The sequence below is a fragment of the Pseudomonas sp. VI4.1 genome (assembly GCF_002029345.1).
GTDB lineage: Bacteria > Pseudomonadota > Gammaproteobacteria > Pseudomonadales > Pseudomonadaceae > Aquipseudomonas.
This window is the reverse complement of sequence record NZ_MULM01000121.1, coordinates 11,928-36,215: the sequence shown is the minus strand read 5'-3', so window position 1 is coordinate 36,215 and position 24,288 is coordinate 11,928. Positions and strand designations below refer to the sequence as shown.

23 protein-coding genes are annotated in these 24,288 nt (G+C 50.2%); 16 read left to right on the top strand and 7 right to left on the bottom strand.

Features of this window, described 5'->3' with window-relative positions; translation table 11 throughout:
• Positions 1 to 197: 197 nt before the first annotated feature.
• Positions 198 to 725, bottom strand: a complete 528-nt coding sequence (locus BZ163_RS08040) for a cupin domain-containing protein (protein WP_128870493.1) — start codon at positions 723 to 725, stop codon at positions 198 to 200.
• 162 nt (positions 726 to 887) lie between these two features.
• Positions 888 to 1,922, bottom strand: coding sequence for an AraC family transcriptional regulator (locus BZ163_RS08035; RefSeq protein ID WP_128870492.1), 1,035 nt, complete (start codon positions 1,920 to 1,922; stop codon positions 888 to 890).
• A gap of 129 nt (positions 1,923 to 2,051) precedes the next feature.
• Between BZ163_RS08035 and BZ163_RS08030 the strand changes: the two genes are divergently transcribed.
• The 11 genes from BZ163_RS08030 (at position 2,052) to BZ163_RS07980 (ending at position 12,242) form a co-directional block, all read left to right on the top strand.
• Positions 2,052 to 2,975, top strand: coding sequence for a 3-hydroxyacyl-CoA dehydrogenase family protein (locus BZ163_RS08030; protein WP_128870491.1), 924 nt, complete (start codon positions 2,052 to 2,054; stop codon positions 2,973 to 2,975).
• Between the two features lie 22 nt (positions 2,976 to 2,997).
• On the top strand, positions 2,998 to 3,936 hold the full coding sequence (locus tag BZ163_RS08025; protein ID WP_128870490.1) for a 3-keto-5-aminohexanoate cleavage protein: 939 nt from the start codon (positions 2,998 to 3,000) through the stop codon (positions 3,934 to 3,936).
• A 123-nt stretch (positions 3,937 to 4,059) separates the two neighbouring features.
• Complete coding sequence (locus tag BZ163_RS08020) at positions 4,060 to 5,424, top strand: MFS transporter (RefSeq protein WP_128870489.1); 1,365 nt, start codon at positions 4,060 to 4,062, stop codon at positions 5,422 to 5,424.
• Positions 5,425 to 5,880: 456 nt separating this feature from the next.
• Positions 5,881 to 6,378 (top strand): lactoylglutathione lyase, encoded by a 498-nt coding sequence (gene gloA, locus BZ163_RS08015; RefSeq protein ID WP_128870488.1) that lies wholly within the window; start codon positions 5,881 to 5,883, stop codon positions 6,376 to 6,378.
• A 41-nt stretch (positions 6,379 to 6,419) separates the two neighbouring features.
• Positions 6,420 to 7,232 carry a hydroxyacylglutathione hydrolase gene (locus BZ163_RS08010; RefSeq protein WP_371916795.1) on the top strand — a complete coding sequence of 271 codons (813 nt, stop codon included), beginning with the start codon at positions 6,420 to 6,422 and terminating at the stop codon, positions 7,230 to 7,232.
• 102 nt (positions 7,233 to 7,334) lie between these two features.
• Positions 7,335 to 8,297, top strand: a complete 963-nt coding sequence (locus BZ163_RS08005; protein WP_128870486.1) for a helix-turn-helix domain-containing protein — start codon at positions 7,335 to 7,337, stop codon at positions 8,295 to 8,297.
• A 310-nt stretch (positions 8,298 to 8,607) separates the two neighbouring features.
• A complete protein-coding gene (locus BZ163_RS08000; protein ID WP_178110443.1) occupies positions 8,608 to 9,072 on the top strand; it encodes a cupin domain-containing protein in 465 nt (154 codons plus the stop codon).
• Between the two features lie 85 nt (positions 9,073 to 9,157).
• On the top strand, positions 9,158 to 9,517 hold the full coding sequence (locus BZ163_RS07995) for a nuclear transport factor 2 family protein (RefSeq protein WP_128870484.1): 360 nt from the start codon (positions 9,158 to 9,160) through the stop codon (positions 9,515 to 9,517).
• A 61-nt stretch (positions 9,518 to 9,578) separates the two neighbouring features.
• Positions 9,579 to 10,379, top strand: coding sequence for an SDR family NAD(P)-dependent oxidoreductase (locus tag BZ163_RS07990; RefSeq protein WP_128870483.1), 801 nt, complete (start codon positions 9,579 to 9,581; stop codon positions 10,377 to 10,379).
• A 42-nt stretch (positions 10,380 to 10,421) separates the two neighbouring features.
• Complete coding sequence (locus BZ163_RS07985) at positions 10,422 to 11,225, top strand: SDR family NAD(P)-dependent oxidoreductase (RefSeq protein ID WP_128870482.1); 804 nt, start codon at positions 10,422 to 10,424, stop codon at positions 11,223 to 11,225.
• A gap of 108 nt (positions 11,226 to 11,333) precedes the next feature.
• On the top strand, positions 11,334 to 12,242 hold the full coding sequence (locus BZ163_RS07980; RefSeq protein ID WP_168187330.1) for a transporter: 909 nt from the start codon (positions 11,334 to 11,336) through the stop codon (positions 12,240 to 12,242).
• 79 nt (positions 12,243 to 12,321) lie between these two features.
• Here BZ163_RS07980 and dld read toward each other — a convergent pair whose 3' ends face one another.
• Positions 12,322 to 14,061: a D-lactate dehydrogenase gene (gene dld / locus BZ163_RS07975; RefSeq protein WP_128870481.1), complete on the bottom strand. Its 1,740-nt coding sequence runs from the start codon at positions 14,059 to 14,061 to the stop codon at positions 12,322 to 12,324.
• A gap of 426 nt (positions 14,062 to 14,487) precedes the next feature.
• On the opposite strand from dld, the gene BZ163_RS07970 reads away from it, so the two are divergent.
• The 5 genes from BZ163_RS07970 to BZ163_RS35030 all read left to right on the top strand — a co-directional run bounded on the left by BZ163_RS07970 (position 14,488) and on the right by BZ163_RS35030 (position 19,970).
• On the top strand, positions 14,488 to 15,162 hold the full coding sequence (locus BZ163_RS07970) for a hypothetical protein (RefSeq protein ID WP_128870480.1): 675 nt from the start codon (positions 14,488 to 14,490) through the stop codon (positions 15,160 to 15,162).
• Between the two features lie 373 nt (positions 15,163 to 15,535).
• Complete coding sequence (locus BZ163_RS07965; protein WP_128870479.1) at positions 15,536 to 16,672, top strand: cyclic GMP-AMP synthase DncV-like nucleotidyltransferase; 1,137 nt, start codon at positions 15,536 to 15,538, stop codon at positions 16,670 to 16,672.
• Positions 16,672 to 18,297 carry a ThiF family adenylyltransferase gene (locus BZ163_RS07960; protein ID WP_128870478.1) on the top strand — a complete coding sequence of 542 codons (1,626 nt, stop codon included), beginning with the start codon at positions 16,672 to 16,674 and terminating at the stop codon, positions 18,295 to 18,297. The genes BZ163_RS07965 and BZ163_RS07960 overlap by 1 nt, the downstream gene beginning before the upstream one ends.
• Positions 18,285 to 18,770: a Mov34/MPN/PAD-1 family protein gene (locus tag BZ163_RS07955; protein WP_128870477.1), complete on the top strand. Its 486-nt coding sequence runs from the start codon at positions 18,285 to 18,287 to the stop codon at positions 18,768 to 18,770. The genes BZ163_RS07960 and BZ163_RS07955 overlap by 13 nt, the downstream gene beginning before the upstream one ends.
• A gap of 252 nt (positions 18,771 to 19,022) precedes the next feature.
• Complete coding sequence (locus BZ163_RS35030; protein WP_178110442.1) at positions 19,023 to 19,970, top strand: hypothetical protein; 948 nt, start codon at positions 19,023 to 19,025, stop codon at positions 19,968 to 19,970.
• 120 nt (positions 19,971 to 20,090) lie between these two features.
• Here the strand turns inward: BZ163_RS35030 and BZ163_RS07945 are convergent, their stop codons facing one another.
• The 4 genes from BZ163_RS07945 to BZ163_RS07930 are packed head-to-tail and all read right to left on the bottom strand — an operon-like array spanning position 20,091 to position 24,257.
• Positions 20,091 to 21,554: a hypothetical protein gene (locus BZ163_RS07945; protein WP_128870476.1), complete on the bottom strand. Its 1,464-nt coding sequence runs from the start codon at positions 21,552 to 21,554 to the stop codon at positions 20,091 to 20,093.
• Positions 21,547 to 22,095, bottom strand: coding sequence for a hypothetical protein (locus tag BZ163_RS07940; RefSeq protein WP_128870475.1), 549 nt, complete (start codon positions 22,093 to 22,095; stop codon positions 21,547 to 21,549). The genes BZ163_RS07945 and BZ163_RS07940 overlap by 8 nt, the downstream gene beginning before the upstream one ends.
• Complete coding sequence (locus tag BZ163_RS07935) at positions 22,076 to 22,942, bottom strand: hypothetical protein (RefSeq protein ID WP_128870474.1); 867 nt, start codon at positions 22,940 to 22,942, stop codon at positions 22,076 to 22,078. Before BZ163_RS07935 ends, BZ163_RS07940 begins: the two co-directional genes overlap by 20 nt.
• Positions 22,943 to 22,949: 7 nt before the next feature.
• On the bottom strand, positions 22,950 to 24,257 hold the full coding sequence (locus BZ163_RS07930) for a hypothetical protein (protein ID WP_128870473.1): 1,308 nt from the start codon (positions 24,255 to 24,257) through the stop codon (positions 22,950 to 22,952).
• Positions 24,258 to 24,288: the final 31 nt, after the last annotated feature.

The window sequence follows — 24,288 nt, the reverse complement described above, 5'->3', positions numbered from 1 at the left end:
ATAGGAACGGCGTTGTGGCTGCATGAAAGACCCTCTTAAAAGGCTAGAAGTGGTGTCCACTTAAATTGAGGTGGACACCATCGCCTTTGGCGGTGGGGTCAGGAAGGTGTGTTTGCTGGCCGGTTACAATTAATCAGCGCTTCAAACGAATGAGCAGTGCAGTCATAAAGGTGGCACTACTAGGCTCTTTGAATTCGTTAGGTGCCCTTGGCGTCAACGAGCACAGCCATCAGCAAGGCATCAATCTCACCACGATTCACCCACGAGTGATTTGTCCCTCGTTGGATGACAACGTCGAATGGTTTCATGTCCACTTCCTCATCATCCAGTACGAGGGTGATGGCACCTTGCAGGAGGATTATGTAATCCGTCGTGGTGCTTTTATGCATACCGGGATCCCGTCGGGTATCAGGCTGCACATGCGCGGCGTTCATGCTGGCGAATAAGTCGCTCCAAGCTTTCGCCTTCTCTTCCGGAGAAAGGTGAGCGCTATTGGCTTCTGGCGGAATTTGGAAGAAGCGAAATACGGTTCCAGATGTAGGGGGCTCTAAGGAGTTAGAGCAGGCTCCGAGGTCAGTGTTGGTAGCGTGGTCGTGAGGGGCTTCAGCGGTTGTCCACAGCTCGGTCAAGCCACCAATTATGTTGGTGGCTGGGCCGTCCGAGAGTACGGAGGAGCGACCTTCGTGATTGTTGCAGGTGATTATCCGGCGAACAGGAATAAGCATTAACTGGCACTCTTATTATTGGTTGAGCCGTATGCGAGGCACGCTAACAATAGGTGAGCTGCCTTTCCTCATCTTACGAATCACCCGGTACCAGAGCGAGGTCATAAGCGGATGCAAACGGGTCATTTTCGGACAAGGGAACCTATTTTTCGCCGGTTGTATTTACCCTTCCTCTCGGATTTGGCGAGGAGTCTTACCTGTCCACCGCTTAAATGCGCGTCTGAAATTTGTACCGTCGCTGAAGCCTAGCTTGGCAGCGATGTCCTCGGTGCTCATCTTCGTTGTCTGCAGGTACTCAATTGCAAGGCTGCATCGGACGTCATCCAAGATCGCCCCGTAGTCTGTTCCCTCGGCCTCCAGCTTGCGACGCAGAGTTCGGGTGGTAAACCTCATCTGTTCAGCCACTTGTTCCATGGATGGGAATTTGTTCGGAGTAAGCATCATCAACTGGTACACCTCACCCGAAACGCCGGAGGATGTCTTGGCTTTGCCTATCAGTCGGTCACAGGTTTCCTGAAGCAAGCTGCGAGTTAAGCGGTTAGCCAATTGAGGTGCCTGATCCAGGATGGCGCTAGGGTAATGCAGTTCATTGGCCGGCTGATCGAATAGGCATTCGCACGCCAACCAACGTTCATACAAGGCTCTGTTTCGTGGGGCCGGGTATGAAAAGAGAGCCTTAATGGGTTGGCAGTCTGGGCCTGCCGCGTCATGTAGGTGGGTAACGTGTTGAGCCATTTGTTGCTGAATCAGAAACTCACGGGTCTCTTCAGTCATCAGGTTGAGGTAGATGTCAGAGAACTCCCAAATCGCAGCCCCAGCTTCTTCTCGCCAACTGATATGTAGGGTGGGTGTCGCAAGCGGGTGGTACTTCACGCCGAAATCAAAGAAGTCTCGGAGTGTGAGGCTGCACATCAGCGCATACCCATACATGCCATATGCCGACAAATGCATGCGAGCGCCGACCTGGAAGGCTGTAGATGCGTCTGCTGCCGCTTTGATGACGTTTTCGCAGGCCTCTATGTACTGATGGACGGAGGTCAGCGCATTTGGATCGTGGACTTTGCTGGTATCTAGATGCGTGTTGCGAAGAACCACTTCAGCAGTAATTCCTTGCTCGGCAACCGTCTCCACAAGCGTGGCTATCTTGTAGGGGGCGAAGATCTTTTGGTTCAGCAATATTTGACCGGGTGCCGGCATGGTTAGGCCTATGACTAATGTCCGAATAGGACTGGAAGATGTCCCTTAGAAACCTTATCAGACTATCGACACGCTCGTAGTATGACTCCAACAAAAAGCCCCTGGGCAATATAAAAAAACGGAGTCACCATGAAAGAAAAACTCCATGCTTGCGTCATCGGCGCGGGCCTCATGGGTCATGGCATCGCACAGGTTTTTGCTCAAGCCGGGCACAAAGTCACCATTTGCGACCCAGACGCTGCCATCCTTGAGGTTGCTCCCCAACGTGTCGCTCACAACCTTGAGCAGATGGGGATTTCCCCTGGCGCTGTACTCGCTAACATATTCCTGACGCAGGATCTAAAAAGCGCTGCTGCGGATGCGGACATCGTCATTGAGGCGATTCCTGAGCGTTTGGAGTTGAAGCAGAAGCTGTTTGCCGAGATAGCTGAATACGCTCCTGAACATGCAATTTTGGCGAGCAATACCTCGGTGATCCCCATCACCTCGATTGGCGAACTTCTGAGCGATGATGCTCGCGCCCGCCTTGTTGGCACGCACTGGTGGAACCCCCCGCATCTGGTTCCGCTGGTTGAGGTTGTACGTACCGAATACACCAGCGAGGCCGTGTTCGAGTCTACATTCCAACTGCTTCTGAGCCTCGGCAAATCTCCTGTGAAGGTTTATCGAGACGTTCCAGGTTTCATTGGTAATCGTCTCCAGCATGCGATGTGGCGAGAGGCTATTTCCTTAGTCGCCCAAGGCGTATGCGATGCAGAAACAGTTGATACGGTCGTCAAGCAGAGCTTTGGCATGCGACTGCCTTTCCTCGGGCCCATGGAGAACGCAGATCTTGTGGGGCTGACGCTCGCCAAGCAAGTGCACCAGGTCATCTTCCCTGACCTTTGCAACGACACCCAGCCAAACCGTCTCTTAGACCAACTGCTTGAGCATGGTCACGAGGGTATGCGCTCGGGGCAGGGACTCCGGGCCTGGACACAAGAGCAGGCTGATGAAGTACGCAAACAACTCGCGCTTCGCCTGATCGACTCCGTTAAACACCCGGCTAGTTGATAGCCCCTGCTGAGCAAAAAACATGAACAATAAAAATCGTAAAGTCATCATCACCTGCGCCGTTACCGGGGCAATGCATACTCCAACAATGTCTGAGTACCTGCCGATTACACCCGAGCAGATTGCACAGCAGTCGATTGAGGCCGTCGAAGCCGGTGCCTCCATTGTGCACTTGCATGCGCGCGACCCCATTGATGGGCGCCCCTCGCCAGATCCTGCTCTTTTCGATCAGTTCGTCCCCGAAATCGCTCGTCAGACTGGCGCGGTGATTAACATCACTACCGGTGGCAGTACGCGTATGACTCTTGCAGAGCGACTCGCATATCCACTGCGGGCAAAGCCAGAGATGTGCTCGCTGAACATGGGGTCGATGAACTTTTCGATTCATCCAATCGCTAAGAAAATGCAGAACTGGAAACACGAATGGGAAAAACCATACGTGGAAGGAATGGAAGATCTTATCTTTCGGAATACCTTCAAAGACATCAAAAACATCATGCAAGAGTTGGGTGAGTCAGGCACTCGGTTCGAGCTTGAGTGCTATGACGTGGGGCACCTATACAACCTTGCATATTTCGTGGATGAAGGGCTGATCAAGCCTCCATTTTTCATCCAGTCGATTTATGGGGTGCTGGGAGGTCTCGGGCCAGATCCAGAAAATCTCGCGATGATGCGTGGCGTGGCTGACCGACTGTTCGGGCGCAGCAGCTATGAATTTTCCATTTTGGGTGCTGGTCGCCACCAGATGCCTTTGCTAACCGTCGGCGCGATTATGGGTGGCCATGTACGCGTGGGCCTTGAAGACAGCATCTACCTAGAGAAAGGCGTAATAGCCAAGAGCAACGCCGACCAAGTTCGAAAGATTCGCCGAATTCTCGAAGAGCTTTCTTATGAAATTGCCACGCCTGACGAAGCCCGACAGATTTTGGGATTGAAAGGCGCACATAACGTGGGTTTCTGAAGTCCAGTCCGGCGAAAGCCACCCCTAACATCCATGTATGCAGGTCGATGACCACTTATCGAGTGGTCGCTGCAACCGCTTCGTGGAAAAACAACAATAATAATACCAGTGCGAGGGTTCACCATGACCAACATCCAGACGGTCAGCGGAAACGATGCTGATGCAAGTAGCACCGCCAGCGGCTCAATAGCGGAAAATGCTGTCTATCGAAAGATCACCTTGCGGCTGGTTCCGTTGCTTTTCTTAGCCTACCTGCTCGCTTTTTTGGATCGCATTAATGTCGGCTACGCCAAGCTACAGATGAGTGCTGATCTGGGATTTTCAGAAGCCGTATATGGATTGGGCGCCGGCATTTTTTTCATCAGCTATCTGCTGTTTGAGGTGCCTAGTAATCTCTGGCTTGAGCGCGTCGGCGTACGGATTACACTGCTGCGCATTATGGTTCTCTGGGGGCTTGTATCTGCCTCGACCATGCTGGTGCAAACCCCAGAGCAATTCTATTTCGTGCGATTGCTACTAGGCATCTGCGAAGCCGGTTTCTTCCCTGGCATCATTCTCTACCTCACCTACTGGTTTCCCAGTTCTCGGCGTGGAAAGGTTACAGGCCAGTTCATGTTTGCAATCCCAGTTGCTGGCATCATAGGTGGGCCGTTATCGGGTTGGATCATGTCTTCGATGGATGGCGTCAGCGGTTTGCATGGCTGGCAGTGGATGTTCTTGATCGAGGGGTTGCCGACTGTCTTGCTCGGGTGCCTCTGTTACGTCCTTCTCGCAAACCGACCCTCCGAAGCGAAGTGGCTTTCGGCTAGCGAAAAGCAAGTCGTAATCACCGCAATGGAAAGGGATGCGGATTCCACCGTGGGTAACGGACATGTCGGGGCGCTATCCAAAATGCGGCTGGCCTTGAGCGACTCTCGGGTTTGGTTGCTCGCTTTCATTTACTTCACCACCGCCTGTGCCAACTACACGTTCACCTTTTGGTTGCCCACGATCATCAAAGGGCTGGGCGTCACGAACGTCTCACATATTGGCATGTATTCCGCAATTCCCTATGTGTTTGCCGCACTCGGGGTGCTGTTTGTTTCGGCGAGTTCTGACAAGCGCAAAGAGCGTCGATGGCACGTAGGGGGCTCTCTTATTCTCGGAGCAATCGGTCTGGCCACCACTCCATTCCTGAACAACTCGTTGATGGCAACGTTGCTTGTGCTCAGTTTCGTGGGCTTCTTCCAGTTCGGTGCAGGTATCGCCTACTGGGCCATTCCCTCGACGTACTTGAACAAAGCTACAGCAGCAGTAGGCATAGGCTTGGTCAGCTCGATTGGTGTAATCGGTGGATTCGTCAGCCCGGCATTGCTTGGTTTTATCAAGGATCTAACAGGCAGTCTCGATAACGGGATTTTCGCCATCGCATTGCTGATGCTTGCTGGCGGGTTGGCAATCCTCGTTGCTCTACCTGCAAGAGCAGTACGTGTAGGAACTGAGCCGTAGATGCACACCGATCATCCTGCGGCAAGAGCCGCATATATCTCTATTTGACGGACAAAATCAGCGGTGTCGGCTGCGCCTCTCCACCTGGAGTGGCGCAGTCATTGATGGCTCAATATCTCGGTGATTTGCCTAATCGCCGTACGCGTCCGGGCACCCCTTGCTTGCCTAGGAACGCCAATGTGCATGCTCAAAGTGACCTGCAACATCTCCTAGTGCTCCATGCAGATACCATTTGCTCACCTATACCGACCCTAAATGCCGCCAAGTCGGTCTAATCAGAGCAGGGGATCGAAGCATAACGGCGCACGTTAAGGCTGCTGCCATCCGTTTTCACTTGGGGGCTCCCAAGCACTGGGAGGCAAGATGCCGTGCGCTCCCAGTGGGGTCGCCCTAAAAAAACTGAGTGATTATCTGAAATGACTGACTGCGTCTAAAACAAAATTTAGGAATGCCCTAATGAGCGATACAAAAGATTTCATCTTCAACCAGACAATGATGCGGATCCGTGACCCTGAGAAGTCCTTGGCATTCTATCGCGATGTTCTGGGCATGACGCTCCTGAACAAGTTTGATTTCCCCGAGATGAGCTTCTCGCTCTATTTTCTGGCTTACCAAGATCCTGGCGAAATTCCTACTGATCCGCTGGGTAAGGCTGAGTTTGTTTTTATGCAAAAAGCCACTCTGGAGCTGACTCATAACTGGGGCACGGAGTCGGACGCCAATTTTTCGGGTTATCACAATGGAAATGCAGACCCACGAGGCTTTGGACACATCGGGATTACAGTACCTGATGTGTATCGCGCATGCGCACGCTTTGAAGAGCTGGGTGTCGAATTCGTGAAGCGCCCCGATGACGGCAAGATGAAAGGATTGGCGTTTATCAAGGATCCGGACGGTTACTGGATTGAGATTCTGGCCGCTCGTTCGCTGGCGGAAATGATCGTCTCGGGATAAGCGTTTGCGGTCTGTGCGTCGCGCAGGCCGCGTCAGTCTGGATGGTGCACGGTGATGATATGAAAGTTGTTAGGCACTACGTTGAAAACGAGCTAAGAAACTTCAACTATCTCCTTGGGTGCGACCGAACCCATCAAGCAATAGTGATTGATCCTCTCGACCATCAAGCAGTCCTATCCTTGGCCGACCAACACGGTTGGACGATCCGCGTAATTTTGAACACTCATGAACATCATGATCATATCGACGGCAATCCTTTTGTGCGCCAGGTCACCGGGGCGGAGGTCTGGGCCCATCGGAATCTGTGCTCTGTCATTCCGCACGTGGCCAAGGGATTGGTCGAGAATGAATTCATTGAACTGGGTGACATTAGGCTGAAGGTGCTTTTTACCCCCGGGCATACCTCGGCGCATGTTTGCTTTGTATCGATCCCTAAATCGCCCGCTGATAGCTCCTGCTTTTTCTCGGGGGATACCCTGTTCAACGCATCTGCCGGGAACTGCCGCAACGGGGGGAATGTGCACGACCTATACGCAACATTTTCCAAAGTGATTTCAAGCCTTCCAGATAGCACTTTGCTCTATCCGGGCCATGACTATCTGTTAAACAACCTGAATTTTGCCCTCAGTTGCGATGAAAAAAACCAGCACGCGGCGATGTTGAGGGAAAAGGTACTCACGCTGTCAGGGAGCAACATGCCAATCATGAATCTGGGTGAAGAGAGGCAATACAACCCGTTCCTTCGCCTTGAGCAGCCAGAAATTCGACATAAGGTGTGCGCCACGTATCCAGAACTTTCATGTGAGCCTCATGAAATATTCACGGGGCTCAGAAGACTAAGAGATAACTGGTAGTTATAAAAAATACGGTTTTTATGTGCGCTGCTACGTTGTGGCAGCAACTGGTACAGCTTAAGGTATGACGGTCTCCTAACAAGAAAAAAAGAGGAGTCGAATATGACGCAACTCCCTGACGTGCCTGATGCCACATCAGATCGCGACGACATTCCTTACGATGAGTGGAATGAGAAGCTCAAAACGGTTTTCGGCCTTTGGAAGCCAGACATAGCCACGTCTGCTTCTTTCTCCGCCAAGGTTGCACACCGAACCCTCGGCAACTTTGAAGTTGTTCGATGCGTCTGCGATCCCTGTGGGGCAACGAGACACGGTCGAGAAATTGCCGCCGACGACCAAGAGACATTGGCACTGCAGCTTGTCCTCTCCGGGCAAGAGCGATTCACCATTGACTCCAGTAGCTACGCGCTGGGCCCTGGTGATCTGTTGGTTTGGAATACAACACGGCCCATGTCATTCGAGGTCACTGAAAAGCTTCAGAAAATCTCCGTTCTGATGCCGCTTTCTAGGCTTCGAAGCTGGCTTCCGGGTTCGTGGCATTCAATAGAGAACAAATACGCTCGCGGATCGACCACGGCTACGATGCTGAAGTCGCTAATTCAAGCTATGGAGCCTGAGTTTTTCTCAGGACATCTCGATAACAGCGAAGCGCTGACTGAGGCAATGATCGGGACGTTGGTGAGCTCGCTCGGATCGATTCGTGGCCCTGTTGAATGCCAAAAACAGCAAATGCTTGGCCGGATCAAACGATTCATTGATGAACAGTTGAGTAGCCCAGAGCTGTCGCCAGGCTACATCGCAGCGGCGCACCGCATATCCTTGCGACATCTGCACTCATTGTTTGAGGCTGAGGGGCAGACCGCGCTCCAATATGTTATCCACCAGCGCTTATTGAGGTGTCAGCGCGAGCTGTCCAATCCCAATATGGCGCAGCGAACCATTACAGACATTGCGCTCTCCTGGGGTTTTCAGCATCCCACACATTTCAGTCGACGATTTAAGACGGAATTTGGGGTCACTCCCCATGAGTTCCGCCATGAGTCGATCATCATCTCCCCCCGCTAACATCGCTTGAATCAATCTCCTTGTCGGTTAGCTGACCAAGGCGCATCTCCTGATGTGCCTCATTGCTGCTCCCTAAACCATGAGAAATTTTGAGCCAATACATCAGCCTATGCCCAACCACAAATGGAGCGTGCATTCCGACGACTATCGTGCACTGCGAGTGCTTACGCATTGCGCTTAGGAGCAAGCGCCTCAACCGCCCCATCTCTATTGTTTGAGTCGTCAGTCCGACGCCTGAAGGCTGATACCCAATATCCATCGTAATCATTGGGTGTGCAGCCAACATAAAAACAATTAGAGGTTAGTGCTCATGAAACAGAAATCTGAAGAAGAATACGTGCAGATGGATGACGCGGCCTGGGCTCCGTTCCCAGAGGCCCTGTCCACAGGTGGCATCACCTGGCGCTTACTCCACGTTTCCCCTGATATGGGGTCTTGGACAGCAGTATTCGAATGTCCAGAAGGCTCCTCCTTCAATGCCCATTTCCATACTGGCCCTGGAGAGTATTTCCTCTACAAAGGCCGTATGGATGTTCGTGGTGGCCGAGACCACGGCGGTGACACTGCTATCGCTCCAGGATATGGCTATGAGGCTTCAGGGGCTTTCCATGGCAAGACCGAGTTTCCGATCCCAAGCGCGTTCTACATGACATTTTTGGGGCCGCTCGCATTCACGAATGGGGACGGCTCGGTTGCAGTCAATATCGGATGGTATGAAGCGCAAGGCGCTTGGGATGCCTTTCTCAACGAGCAAAAGCTCAAGCTTTCAGCTTGAGTCCAACTTATTGATCAAAGCAGAGCCCGCCCAAGTCCGACTGAGGCGGGCCCTTTCATCGAGTCTCCAAATTCTGGGTGCACCTATGAGTAACTCTGCCGCCGTAAGCAAATCACTTTCGATCACTGAGCAAGTTTTCCAACATCATCTCGGTGCCTTCGCCAAAGGTATCGATGAGCTGATGAAGGACTATGCCGACAGCTCCATCATCATCACCCCAACCGGTAACCACTCTGGGCTTGAAGAAATCCGCGCTTTTTTCGACGGGTTCCTGGCGACTGCTACGCCGGAATTTTGGTCGGCGTTTCAAGTCACAGGTCAGTTTGTGACGGACGACGTTGCTTATCTCACTTGGAGCGCGACTCCGTTCGTACCGATGGCGACAGACACGATGGTCGTCCGTAATGCGCGGATTGCAGTCCAGACGTTCACATCTTTCCAGTAGTCCAACTGCACCACCGCATTTGGATACTTCGATAACAAATCCAAAAATTTGAGAGGTCGTCATGGGCAAGAATTTGAGTGGTAAGGTCGCCATCGTCACCGGTGCGGCATCCGGTTTTGGTCGTGGTATTGCAACCGCGTTCGCAAAAGAAGGCGTGCGAGTGATTGTTGCTGATTTGCGTGAAGCACCACTGCAAGGAGGCTTTGAAGAGCATGCCGAATTGACGACCGTGGCCGAGATCCGTGAGGCTGGTGGTGACGCGCATTTCGTCAAGTGTGACGTTACCAGTCATGATGACGTGAAGAGCCTCATAAGCCAGACCGTTGACCATTACGGCAAGCTGGACATCATGGTCAATAACGCCGGCATTTATCGCGGTGGAAAACTCGCCCATGAGTTTGGCGACGACGACCTCGAAGCGTGCTGGCAGGTCAACGTCAAAGGCACCTGGTACGGCTGCCAGGAGGCCGTTAAAAGGTTCCTTCAGCAAGGAGGTGGCGGCAACATCATCAACCTGGTTTCTACTGCCGGTCTTCAGGGCCACCCGAAGCAATCGGTCTACAACATCTCCAAAGGTGCCCAGGCAAACCTGACTCGATGCTTCGCCATTGAGTACGGTCATGAAGGCATCAGGGTTAATGGGATTTGTCCGACCTATGCTAAAACTGCCCTCACAAGGGAGTTATTCGATGATAAAAACTTTGACGAGTTTTTTATCGAGAGTATCCCGCTTAAACGCTGGGGCGAAGTCTCAGATGTGACAAATCTTGCAGTGTTCTTGGCCTCCGAAGAATCCAGTTACATGCATGGCGTTCTCGTTCGCCTAGACGGCGGGGAAACGCTTTGCCGTTACTCCGTTTAAAAAATCCTGATCCACAACAATAAAAAAACAGGAATTATTATCATGACCAACAAACTCCAAGGTCGTGTCGCTATTGTAACAGGCGCGAGCTCCGGCAACGGTCGTGCAATCGCATTAGCGCTCGCGGCGCAAGGTGCGTCCATTCTGTGTTCAGATCTCAAGCCTACTGCCCTTGCAGGGGGTTACGAAGTCGATATCGATACGCCAACTCATGAAGCTATTCGCAAGTCCGGTGGTAAGGCCGAATACTTCCAAGCCGATGCGTCGAAAACTCAAGACGTAGAGCGCTTAGTGGCAAACTGCGTGAGCGCCTATGGCCGACTCGATATCATGGTGAACAACGCGGGCGTATTCACAGGCCTACATAACATCCTCGACGAGACTGAGGATCAGTACGACTTCACTATGAACGTGAATGCTAAGGGCGTTTGGCTGGGTAGCAAATATGCCATCAAGCAAATGGTCACCCAAGAACCGGTGGAGGGTGGCGGTCGCGGTCGCATCATTAATATCGCATCTATTGGTGGGTTGGTGGGCTTGGCGTTGGAACCTGCTTACTGCGCCTCCAAAGGTGCGGTGGTAAACCTCACACGCCAATTGGCCATCGACTTTGCTCCGCAGCTGATCAACGTCAATGCTGTATGTCCTGGTTTCCTCGCGACCGCAATGGTTCGTTCTTTCCTAGAAGACAAGGACACCAAAGATGCCTTGGAGTCTCTGACCCCTTGGCCACGCTTGGGCACACCAGAGGACGTCGCTAAAGCGGTGACATTCCTCGCTTCAGACGACTCGGCCTGGATCACCGGTTCGAACCTAACTGTCGACGGCGCATTCACTGCGCGTTGATTAAACCTCTGCGTCAAGCCTCCAAGGTAATGCTTGGGGGCTGATGTATAGCTGAATAAAACTATACACACCTCACGATTTATAAATTTAATAATAAGAGAATCTAATATGCCTAGCATGCAAATAGCGCGCTTGCGCGCGATTGTGGATAAAAAATTTGTGCCTGTTGTTTTTATGAGTTATATGCTTACCACCAATAGTGCGTACGCTCTGGATGTAGATCCTGGAGATTACACCGCACTTGATCCAGGAACTAACCTTGGGCTGTTATACCTACAACATGCGGAGCGTAACTCCGTCTATTCCGGTGGTACAAACGTCACAAGCAAGTCTGGGCTTGATTCTGATATCGGCATACTTAGAGGTGTGACCTATCAGCAATGGGGTGACACCCTAATTAACCTACAGCTGCTGCTACCTTTTGGTCAGCTAAAAGGACAAGGCAACGCATCAAGTTTGGGTAGCAATAGCGGGGTAGGCGATCCGATATTGGCGAATGCGATTTTCTTCCATAAAGACCCTGTAAAGAATCGATACTTCGCAATAACGCAGTACCTCTATGTGCCAGTTGGGCAGTACGATCACAACGAAAGCCTGAACTTAGGCGAGAATCGCTGGAAATATGTGTTTCAGGGCGGTTACATCCATGGAATCACCGACAGGTGGACGTTAGATCTGACAGGCGATGTGACGCTGTTTGGCAAAAACGATGACTACACTGATGCCAGCTTGACCCTGAAACAGGATCCTCAATTCCAGGCCCAAACGTATCTGCGGTACAAGGCCACCGACAAGCTTCAGGTATATGCGGGATTGTCCCGTTTATGGGGCGGGGAAACGGAGCTAGACGGCGTCAAGCAAAACGATCAACCAAACCAGAAGAAATTTATGGTCGGGGGATCCTACTTCATCACGCCCAAGACTCAGTTGATGTTGACGTATGGAGAGGATTTCTCAATCGACGATGGTTTCAAAGAAGGGGCCAGACTGAATTTTAGACTACTGCAAGTGTTCTAGGTCTTACGCTAGTGATTGATCCCGCTTCGGCAGGATCAATCACTTCTGCAGTTTGGCTATAAATCCTTGTTTTACCGTGTCACTTCCAGTGGCCACACTTCGATGTCATTCCTATCCCTGGATTGAATTGGTTGCAAGGATCTAGTTCCCGGTAAAACTTCTGGAGTGGCGGCGGGGCTTTATAGAGATGCCCGACATTATGCTCAGCTGGGTATTGGGCACCACGAACGTCGAGCAGGGCGAGCATGTCATGCTCCAAAGCCACACAGTCCGTACCCTTACGCACGATGTAGTCCTGATGGAAAACATGGCAAAGGAAATGACCGTAGTAGAGTTTTTTGATGATCTTATCCTCCGCCTCTTGGGGGAGTATCTCGAACCACTCATGGTCGTTGCGGCGCAACGCAATGTCCAGCGCGACAATGTCTTCAACCTCAGCGGGGTGCACCGCTCGGTATCTCACAGCTGCTCCTGCTGCAGCAAAGCGATGCAGGAAAGCCTTACGACCCTCTTCACTTGTACATTCGAAGTACCCCCCAGCTTTTTCTAAAGCGAAAAACTGCTTTAGGAATGCGCTGGTCTCAGCTTCTTGGGCGCCGGAGACCTTCAGCAGCAAGTGGTGCTCATATTGCTGCCGATATTCTCCCATTCGCTTAGGCAGATGGCTTGGAAAAAGCGTACTAAGCCCCTGTAGCACGCGATCTGCAAGATTCGACGGCAATATCGGAACACGGCGGCAGAAATCATCTATGGAGTTTTTTAACGCGAAGAAAGCGGGTACCCGGTGGGTGCCGAGATGGTTGATCGTTAGAAACATGTCTTTGCCATATTTCTCAGCGATATCGTAGGCGTCGCGGTGAATGTATTCGCCAGCAATTGGAAGCTCAGTGAAATCTGTGAGGATCGATTTTCTTAGCTTCGCCAAGGTCTGCGTGCTGTTGGTGCCGATGTAGAAAACCTTAGCCCCCACCTCTGCTGGAAAGGTATCAAGACGAACTGCAAACACCGACAAGCGCCCAGCGCTACCAGAGGCCTCATGGAGGCGTGAAGGGTCTGCATTGAATCGGGCAGCGGTGTCAGCCTCCACTTCCCTGACATGTGTGGCGTATCGATCATCTGATGCACGTCTGCCCGAATCGAACACGTCGGTACTTCGGTATTCTCCTCGCTCAAGACGACCTAAGATTTCTTCGGGGTCAGAGCCGAGGCTTACGCCTAGATGATTCACGAGCGACAAAACACCGTCTTCTTCCAGCCTGGCAAAAATTGCCATTTCTGTATACGCCGGCCCCCGCTTAACCAGTGACCCTCCAGAGTTATTGCAAACCCCACCTAAGACCGAGGCACCGATGCAGGAGGAGCCAATCACTGAGTGCGGCTCTCTGCCCAATGGTTTGAGAAGCTTTTCGAGCTGATCCAGCGTCGAGCCTGGCAGGCAAATAACTTGATGGCCATCGTTGATTACTTGGATGGTTTTGATTCGAAGCGTGTTGATGATCACAACCTCTCTGTCGTAATCGTCGCCGCTTGGAGCAGAACCACCGGTGAGGCCCGTATTGGCGGCCTGCATGATGACTATTTTGTTAGATTCAACACATGCTTTCACGACTCGCCACTGCTCGATTAGCGAACCGGGCTTTACTACTGCAAGGGCTGCTCCTCCGCCGAATCGAAAGCCAGTCCGAAAGCGTCGGATTTGCTCGGCATCGTGCAAAACATGCGCTTTGCCGACAATGGATTTGAGGAGCTTCATCAAGTCTTCATTCTGAATAGCAGGCGCATCGGGTTGCTGCTTTATATTTTTGTTGTAGTCGTTCATGTTCTCAATCCGTACGGTTCAGCACCCAAGAGTGGGTCTTCAGGCTAAGACATGCGCATGCATTGAGCTTGCCCCACTGCGCAGGCTAGGTGTATCCGCAGTGCATGCCCCCTCTCTTGGTAGGTGGCTTCACTGCCACTGCAACGAACGAATCCAGGAGAATTGGTTACAGGTGCCGCTTCTGCAGGACGGTTTTGCAAACGAAGCAATGCGAAAAGATTTTCTAGGCTGGGAGCTAGGCTTGTGAGTAGTGAAGGCTCCATAGATGTTCAGCTTCCTGCTACTAAGCTGAATGATTTATGACTGAGCAACAGCTTGACGACAGTTCCACCAAGGAACATACCGTAGCTAAAGGTATCTGATCGTACTCGCAGCGCCTCATAATTGCGTTGTCGTAGGTGCCCACACAGTCATGGGGAGGGGTTGATGTATCAAGTCTTTGGTTTACAGAAAATGTTGTATGGGTTTGGGATTTTTTGCTTCGGCATATTTTTGGTCAGAGTCATTTTTTTCAATACGGGCTGGGCGGATAGCGTTGGCGACGCTTGGAGGGTGATGTCGTCATCCATCGCCCTAGGCATCGGCGTTGTCATCATTCTTGGTCAGACCCCACTTTTCCCAAAGCTTTGTCGATGGCCTCTTATCCGCAGTTACTTCCCCCCGATTGATGGATGGTGGGAGGCGCAGTTGGATTCGAATTGGGGAAAAATTCAGCAACTGAAGGGGCAAGATGATGACGCTCCCAGTCAGCGGGTGCAGGCGAAGATCCAGATCATTTCCCGTCTTTTCTTCGTTCGCATGAACTTGGCAAGCGACAGCCGCTACTCCACATCCAAAACGGTGTTCGTCAGCGTATCGCGGGACGACCAAGACTCCAGCGTTCAGCTGAACTACATCTATGAAAATAAAACTCCTGTTCCCGAGCCCACGGACAGCGCCACTCATAATGGTGCTGCGCGCGTCCAGATCATCACGGACGGTACGGATGGAAAAGAAGTATGGATGGAAGGCACCTACTGGACGGATAGGAAATGGGTCGAGGGCATGAATACCGCAGGTACAATTACCTTTCGAAAAACCCCAGATTCTCCTGTTGTTTAGCTCCGTGATTTAGGTAGAGAGGGGAGCTTGTGGTGTCGTGGCCAAGGGGTAGAGCAACTCCCGGGCACAATATCTGAGGGACTGGAGTATAGCAGAGCAACCGAAAAGCGTTAGGCGAAAGCTCAATAAATCACTACATGTAGTGGTTTGCTGGTTGATCTTGATCTACATGTTGTGATGTGGGATCATCAGGCCATCGTCGGGTTGTGGCTTGTGCCTTCGCTTTACCTGTTCACATCAGATCTCCTCTGCCAACTTTAGGAGATATGAAAATGTGAGCGTTCAGCGCCAGTTGAGCTGTTACGACTCTTGCGTGTGACTGCATTGTTTCATATTACGCAATGTCTCCCTGGGGGGAGCGGCAGGAGGCTACATGCTGGATTTGAGCGCGCTTTTCTATACCACTAAAGAGCAAACCTGTTTCCTGAATGAGTTGGATCTCACGCCAGGGGAAAAGGACGGTATTTCCAAAGCCAAAAACGATGTTCGCGAGGCGCTGCGCACGGGTATTCCACGCGTAATGCGCGAGAATGGCTATGAAGGGAAGACGGTTATACCTAGGTTCTTTATTCAGGGATCCTGGGCGTACAAGACCCTCAATCGCCCTTGCCATACTCCGCCACAACAGTCCGACGTGGATGATGGGGTTTACCTTCCTATGAGTCTTGTGCAGGAGGAAGAGCGTCCCAGCATTGCTAGCTCATTCTTTTTTGAGGCGGCTGAGGGCGCCTTGAAGTCTTTAGTCGAGAAAAACGGTTGGACGCTGGTAACCACCAAGCCCACCTGCATTCGTATCGAAATTTCAGAATTAGCGCACATTGATGTCCCTTTGTATGCCATCCCCGATAAGCAGTTTTTACTGATCACTGAGAAATTTGAGGCCCGGCGCCTTCTTGGCAATGTGGCCGTGATGGATTCAGCACCAGATCACTGGGACTCGCTCCCGTCCGACAAGGTTTTGCTGGCTCATCGAGAGGAAAACTGGATGAAGTCTGATCCACGGGCCATGAAAGATTGGTTTGTGGGGCAGGTCGAGAAAATGGGCGAACAGTTACGTCGAATCGTTCGCTACCTGAAGGCATTTCGGGACAGTCAGTGGCCAAAAGGAGGGCCAAGCTCAATTCTGTTAATGGCGGCAGCGGTACCACTTTTCGAGGCGAATCTTCGCCGGGATGACCTCGCGCTTTTACAGGTACTAAAGGGGTTGCCTGCTGCGTTGCGTTCAGGCGTGGTGAATCCTACGGATTCGAACAGCTACCTGACAGACGCGTTAACTCCTGAAGCCCTTGAAGACGCAGCCCAGAAATTTGAAAAGTTTGATGCTTACCTTGATGGTGCAATTCACGCTAACGATGCTACCCAAGCATGTACGTGGCTTGGTCAGATGCTGGGGGATCGCTTCCCTAACCGGCCTGACTTAGTCGGCACGATATCAATTGCAGCGGCAGTGGCTTCAGTACCAGCTGAGGCTGGCCCGGTAGAACCCGTGAAGCGCACGAAGGCCGGTTAATGTCTGAGATGGACTTCGTTCCCCAGATTATTCGGTCATTGCTTCCGCTGGGGTTCAGCTATGTTGAGCCCCAGGATGAGCCAGGTTGGGTGAAGATGACAGGGCCACTTCAGACGTCTTTAGGGCGGTTTGAGTGCGAGCTTTTGGTCGACAGGCTGTCTTTTCACTTCCCCCATGTGAAGCTTCTGGATATTCCGCCAAGCTTGAGACCTGTTGCCCCTCACATCAGCGCAAACGGCAGTCTTTGCTATTACGCTGCAGGCACCTTGGTATACGACATCTTTGACCCTGTTGGGCAAACCATCATGGCTGTCCACCGTGCCGAGCACGTACTCGACTGCATTCTGCGCGGTGAGATGCCCGAAGACTTGGAGGAGGAGTTTCACGCCTATTGGGGGGTAAAGCACTGCTACATTGATGTGGAAAGTAAACAGTCTCAACAGCTGACCGCGCTGACTTTCAACGCTCGGGAGATGTTCGTCGTGACGGATGACGAGCAACGCACCTCAAAAAAAGCAGCTGCTTTAGGTATGTCTTCCTCCAATAGCAAATTCCTTATCTACAAGATCATTACTAAGGCTAAGCCGCGACCTCGGCAGGGTGTATGGCCGCCAGCAACTGTTGGCGACGTGTTGGCGTGGCAATCGTTGCTCGACACGGCATGCCGCCGCAAGATCGAAAAGCGGATAGCGCTTGCTTTTCGATCTTGCGCTCGGGAAACGCTCATCATTGTCGAATCTCCATTGATGCCCTATGGGATTGTCGTGGACATCCCCCCTGAGTCCCGCGAATGGAAACTTAAGATGGGACGGCATGGGAAGGAGCATCTGTATCGGCTGCGAGTTACTCCTGTTTTTGTCACCAGGCTGGACGACAGATTCATCGCTCAGCGCAACATCCCAAACCATCCGACACTGGCTGGACTTAAAATTGGGCAGGTAGGGTGCGGAACAATCGGTGGGTATCTCGCTGAGATGCTAATGAAAGCTGGTGCCGGCACCGGCGGTGGGCACCTTTCAATTGTAGACCCAGATGCCTTGCAACCTGAGAACCTAGGGCGGCACCGACTTGGGTTTAATCAGTTATTTGTAAACAAAGCCGTAGCCCTTTCGTATGAGCTAAAACGCTCGATGCCGACAGCTGATATCAGGCCGCTTCCAGTCGACGTGCGCGAAGCCGATCTCGGCGATCTGGATTTGCTCATCGACGCTACAGGAGAGGAAAGCCTAGGTTACTGGCTCACTCGTCGGTACCACCGTGAAATACCTATTCTGAGTGTTTGGATAGAGGGCGCGGGCGTAGCGGTGCGATCGCTTTTGAAGGCGCGCTCTGAGGACGCCTGCTACCGCTGCTTGTGTGATTACAATAAATCTAAAGCCTACCTCGCAGTGAATGAGGAAGTTGAGCAGGTGTTAGCGGGTCAGGGATGTGAAGCGCTCTATGTCCCGTTCCCCGCGACAGTATCGATCCAGGCTGCAAGCTTGGGAGCTGAAGCAGTGCTTGATTGGGCGGCGAAAAGTGAAGCGCCAAGTTTGTCGACCCGAGTATTGAGGCGTGATTTCACTGCGGCGACTGCTGATTGTGTCGTTCCAGCTCGTGTTGGATGCCCAGCATGCGCTTCGTAGGTAGCTGGGCCACTCAGGGTTCTCTGAGCTTTGTACATCTTGAGCCGGAGGTTTTGGAGACCTTCCATGAATTCGTTCAGGGTGTTCGAGATCTTGAAGCCGGTGGGATTTTGCTGGGGTGTGTCAGGGGCCCCCATCTTCAGATCATCGAGGCTACAACTCCATCGCCTAGAGATCGCCGTTCTCGATTTTCTTTCGAGCGAGATGATTTTCATCATCACGCAATAGCTATGAGACGTTGGCAAGAAAGCGATGGAATTATTCGCTACATAGGGGAATGGCACACGCATCCTGAAGATTATCCTTCGCCATCATCCATCGATCTCAGAGAATGGCGAGCCTTGGCGGCGTCGCGGATCGATGGTCGTCCACTGTTGGCTTTGATTGTTGGCCGTAAGGGATTGCACCTGGAGTTTATGAGCGGAAGCGGAAAACGAGTGCGTTTGTGTGAAGGCTCAACATCCCTTGAATAGAAGCTTGGCTTGGAAGGCAGAATATCTCCTGATCTGACGCGGTATTCCTAATTACGCTGTTTGCCTTGAGCTCCACAAAAGGCTCTGGGAGCGTTCACCCAGAGCCTACGGACTCAGAGCCCAGAGCTCCCCACCTTCGAGATTTTCTCCATCAGCGAACGGTGTCATATGTGCTTCCATGACCCTGAGGACGCGCTACACTCATGCGCTGAAACCGTGAGGACGCTTCTTATGTCGATGCTAAGGAATGCAGTGGAATCCATCCAGGTTGGGATGGAGGATTTCCACGAAGATGATGATCGCAGAGTGCTTTCCGCAATTCGAAATCTGTACGCGGGAATACTTCTGCTATTCAAATACAAGCTACAGCAGCTAAGCCCTATAAATTCAGATGAAGCACTTCTTAAGACCAGGGTTATCCCAGTGACTGACCCTGCAACCGGAGAGGTTATTTGGATCGGAAAGGGTAAAAAAACTGTTGAAGTTCAGGACATCATTGAACGACTGAATGCCTTGGGCATTACTGGAGTGGACTGGAAGCTCCTCAAAGCGCTGCAAGATATTCGCAACGATATTGAGCACTACTATAGCCAGTTACCTGTCGAACGCATGAAGGAAGCGGTTGCGAACGCGTTGCACCTTATAACACAGTTTTGTGAGCCTCACTTAGATGAGCGGCCTGTGGACATTCTAGGACAGGAATGTTGGGATCTCATGCTTAGTGTGACGGCGGTTTTGGAAGCAGAGCTGAGAGCTTGCCAGGAAAACCTCAACTCGGTAAGTTGGCCTTTTGATGCTGTAACGGAATCTATTGATTCCATGATTTGCCCTGAATGTGAATCTCGGCTGGTGAAAGTAATTGATCCAACAGCAACGCGTGACGCTATCACGTTCATCTGTAGCAGTTGTCAGGAGGAAGCTTTATACGCAGCCGTCGTTGGGCCGGCTGTTTCTGCTCGTATGGCGGGTCGAAATCACTGGCGCGTTAAGGATGGCGATGAACCAGTCACCTGCGCATGCCCCGAATGTGGAGAAGATGCGTTGTTGGTTGACGAGGGTGAATGTGCGGCATGCTTCAGTGAGCTGGAGTACTCCAGTTGCGAAGACTGCGAAGAGCCACTATCCCTGGAAGAACGGTTGTACTCCGAGGGTAAATGTAGTTACTGCCAGCATCGATGGGACAAAATTATGGCTGAGTAACCGTTTTCCATAGGCGGATATAAATTGTTACGAGAAATCGTTAAGGCATATAGAGCGCACAGTTAATGCGTTTGCACTACGCGTCACTGTACGCCTACCATCTTTGCGCTTGAGCCTTGCTCACTCAAATCCGAACAGCTTTGAATGCATTTCATTTATACGAGTTCTTATCAACTGGAGTTCTGACGTCAAATCGATTTTTCGTAGCCGCGATTGATGCTCCAGATTGACTAAGTCCTCTTTAGCCGATTCGAGTTCATCACGAATCCTCAATTTTTCACTATAGCTAGAGATCGAAGTGATGGCCTTATATTCTGCGTAAAAATAATTGTACAGTGAGTCGGGATCAGCGTGGCCTGTAAGTTCAGCCACCTCCAGGCATACGCTATCCCTAAGTTCAGGCGTCCATCCATTTTTTAGGTGCGGCTTTTTAGCGAACCGTGCTTCAAGCCTAATGTTGATTTCGCGAGTAACAAAGCGATGCCTAAACATTGAGAGGCATACGCGTGAACTCGTTAGGCCTGCACCTTCGCACAATCGATCAAACTCCTTGGTAATTGACGATTTCTTTAGCGCCTTGCCGTTTTCACCTATAAAAAAATTATTTGGTTGTAAGCAATAAATGCCTTTTGATTGTAAAAAATCTATGTATTCTTGACGAGCCTCTAGATATTGATTGAAACGCCGGGCGGACGGAAAGTCGATTTTAAATCTGCGAACAAGGCTTGGGTCGCCTCGTTTCCTTGTTGGGGCTGTAATTTGCTTTGTCCTCCTGATGTTGTTATTTAGCTCCAAAGGGAGTTCGTGCAGCTCTTCTGGGCGAAGCCCCATAAGTTTCATCGTCCTAATAAGACACATTCGCCGCTCATATAAATATATGTTGGTAGCGGTGAACAGGTCGATATCTTTTATCGATTTGAGTTTTGAGCGAGCTGGCAAATGTTCCACGTCGTGCTTTCGGATGATCTCATTTTGGAGTTTTTGGATGGTTTCTTCGTCGATTGGAACTTTGTCATCGTTGTAAGGGACTGGAGAAACTATTTCTGGGTGATATAGATAGCTTCTTCCATTCCACTTGCTAAATTTTACCTCTACTGTGATGTTCGCACCAGTATCCTTGACCCCGACGAGTTTAAATATTGATACTTCTGGGTGATTGTCGGTTATCCAGTGCAGGAAATCTAATGTGCGTTTTTGAATCTGTATTGTTTGGTTGTTGTTACGAGCCAGCCGTACACCGGTTGCCGTCACAATCGTTTCTTGAACTAAAAATTCCTTCATGGCTACGAAATTGTGTTCGGTGAACTCTGTAATTGAAACTTGGTTCCTGTAGCAGTATCGAGCGAATGATGAAATTTGAGCAGCATATGTTTTGGCGGTTTCTGTTGCATTGGTAGTAGCACATATATGAGTAAGCCACATGTTTATCAAATGGCACGGGCGTCCATTAGGCCATCGGACTAGCACCAAGTTATTAATTACTTTGGTTTTTCCTATGAAATTATCTTTGTTTTTTTTGTATATGGGTATTGCCTTTCCGGGCAGCCTAGCTTTCTCATAAATGGTATATAATTGCTTACCCACCGTCTTTTCCTCCTTTGATCACAGTAAGGCTGGATGCGGTAAAGTTGTTGTGGTGTATCAGAAAAGAATGATGTTTTGCCTTTGAGGTCTGAAGTTTTATATCAATGCTTGCCAATATTTCGCTTGCATTATTTGAGTTTTGCTGGACGAGAAGCGACATAAATTTGTAAAGTTCAAAATAAGCCATAGAGCTTATGTGCGCATCTAGTAAGGCGCTTTTTGCCTGGTCTTCAGCGGAAGGCATAGGGGCGGTTGGCGGTGTAGCGGCGTTGGGAACATGCAAAGCGAAAGCTGCTGCCCTCATGGACTTGAGATCAATCCAGAGATCCAGTCCACGTTGCTGCTCGCTAAGTTCTAAAGCAGCGCTCTTTAATGAGTTTAACGAAATTTTATCGAACCATTTGGATACCCTCAGGCCACAAAAAAGATGCATTGTGCTTAGCGCATTTATTTCCAGTTTAGATGGATTAATTTTTCTCTCGGTGACCTCTGCTAACCACTTTAGACGAAGTCTAAAATTTTCACTTGTCGTATTTCTCATCTTTTCTTTCGCCTAGTTTAATAGCAAAATCGATGGCATAGACTTCAGCGTCGTAATTTTCCAGCCTGATTGAATAAGTTTTCATATCAAAGTCGGAGCGATATCCCACTTTGTCTAGATATTTCATGAATTCGCTTTTGCTTATGGTTGATATGCTCGTTGCATCGAAGTGCTTAAGTGCCTCGGCGTGGAGAGCGACTAACCCATCATTTCCTTCTTTCGTTAATACTCCCAGTTCTAAAGCAATGAGCTTGTCGTCGATACACTCGGATTCGTACCGTATCGCTTCGGCGTCGGATATGTCATAAGCAGTATAGTCATCAATGTTCCTACGATCAGCGTGCCCTGCTAAATATCTAAGCAACTCTTTAGACCCGTCCCCGTAGTGGCGGTGAGTTATCAGGAGAAAGAACTTTCGCATTTCGTGCACGCGGATATACCAACGGCGACCTTTTTTGTCTATTGGCGTGTTAATAATCTCGCAAAAGCTATTCAAGCATAAGTTTACTTTCCACATATTGCATTTCGGTGGCGGGAGCTTGAAACCCCTGCCGGGTATATAAAACAATTTCTCGGCGTGAGGCCGTTCATCATTATAAATTTTAGAGAGTCCAACACCAAGAACTTGAAGGAGTTGAATGGCTCGGGCAGTCAGTGATGGTATCGGGCGTATGATATCTGGGTTAATTCCTATCTGGCCCGCTTTCCCGGCTTCATGTTCCAAAAATGCTCCGCCGCCAGGATTATCAAGCCATAGGCACGCCCGATCGAGATGGCTTATTTCCTTGTTGCGAATTGGCTTAAGCATACCGATGACTAATGCGCAGGCGCCAAAAAAACTTTCCATAACAGCTTTATAATGCGTTTCGCCAGTTGGGAAATTTTTTTTTCTTTTTGGTTTGCAGTTTGGTAATGTTTAACGCTTCATCTAATCGCTGGGCAGGCAATCCCTCTATATCCTTAGTCATCCATAGATGTTTAGTTTCTTCAAAAAGCTCTTGCTTCTTCACGGATTGTTTAGAAAGTGAATAATTTTCGTCGATTTCTCTGAATTTCTCGATGTAAAAAATCAAGGAGTTTACAACTGCCTCGCCATATACCGTTACCCACTTCGCTGCTTCATTTAGCGCGTCCAGTCCAATCGTGAGCGGGATTAAATTAGTGTGTCCTGGATTTTTGAGGTTGGTTGCATATTCCTTGACCAAAGCTTCAATATCGATATCTATTTTTGGGATGTCATCAGGCAATTTGCTATGCCCATTGAAAAACAACTTCATAAAGTAAAGCTGATCTTTGAAGTGTTTAACGCTCAAACTGGTATCGGCTGCTTCCTCTATCGATTTGGTATTTTGGGTGTAATGAAGGTTTTTGCGCGTGCCGACCTGCAAAACATCTGCGTTTGTAAGTTTTGGCTCGAATTGCCTAATAAATAATCTGAAGCTCGGCGCGTGAAGTGCTGTAGGTGCTTTTCCCAAGACTTCTGCAATATATTCTCGAGAAAGCATTCCTTTCGTGTAATTACTGTCTTGTGCGATACCTACGTACAAATTATTATCCTGAAAGTAGCGAATGGCTGATGACTTGAATTGCTCATCAAGCTCGTCTAAATTGTCGAGGACTGCTTCAAGGGTACACTGCGTCTCAATCACTTGAAAAAGGTGTGTAATGAATCTTTCTTTGAGTAGCAGTGCCGAATTCCAGCCACCTGTACTCAGCTCATCAGCTATCGCTTCACAAGCATCAGTATCAAGCAGCATAAATCCATTTGCTTCAGGCTTATAAATGAATCGGTGTAGCTTTATCCAAGATGCTAGGTTGAACGAGAACTGGAGGTAATTCATCCAACGACCTGGAGCGACAAGTTTGCCGGTAAGAGTACCCATTCGACAGTGGTAGAGCCACTTTTGTAGTGTCGTTAAAAGCCGCTGATTACTTTCGTCGGTTAAGTTGCTCCCGTCCGGCATTAGACGATTAAAGTCAATAAAGGTAGGTTCATTAATATTTGGAAAGCTGACTGCCCATTTATCACTGCCTATTTCACCTGACACCAACCAGTCAGCCTTATACGTAAGATCACGTTTGTTCAATCTACTTTTCGATTCGGCCTGATCGATCATGGCTCGGATGCGTGCTTCGTTTAAATCTGTTTGGAGATCATTCATGCAAAAGTTACCATCAATGGGTTCATTATAA